We start from the raw sequence: 363 nt of genomic DNA, 5'->3' as shown, positions 1-363 counted from the left end.
ACATTCAAAGTATCAATATTTTTTTCTATTAATACATTTGAACCAACTTCTAAAAAAGGGGATAAATCTAATAAAATTACTTTCTCAGAACTTGTTAAAAGTTTAATTTTATTTATAAACAACATATTGGGATGAATTATTTGAGAAAATTCAACCTTAGCAAATTTATCTCTTTTACGTCCAATGTAATACTCATTACCCGTTAAATCTTGTAAAGTCTCTAATGCTTGTCCTAACTGTTCTTTTTGTAAACTAGTATAATGATTATTATGTATTTTTCCTTGTTTTCTCACATCTCTTTTTCTTGCATTATCTTCAGCTTGATTTAATATTTGTCTAAATCCATCAGGATTTGTCATATAA

The 363-nt window shown here is 25.3% G+C and carries 1 protein-coding gene; it reads right to left on the bottom strand.

Annotated features, from left to right (window positions below; translation table 11 throughout):
• Positions 1 to 363, bottom strand: a 363-nt coding sequence (locus FE392_RS20570; protein WP_439153521.1) for a hypothetical protein, incomplete at both ends; no start/stop codon positions are given.

Origin of the sequence: Xenorhabdus santafensis (genome assembly GCF_033949405.1) — a bacterium.
Lineage (GTDB): Bacteria > Pseudomonadota > Gammaproteobacteria > Enterobacterales > Enterobacteriaceae > Xenorhabdus > Xenorhabdus santafensis.
The sequence above is the reverse complement of the archived record's forward strand: the minus strand, read 5'-3'. Positions and strand labels throughout refer to the sequence as shown.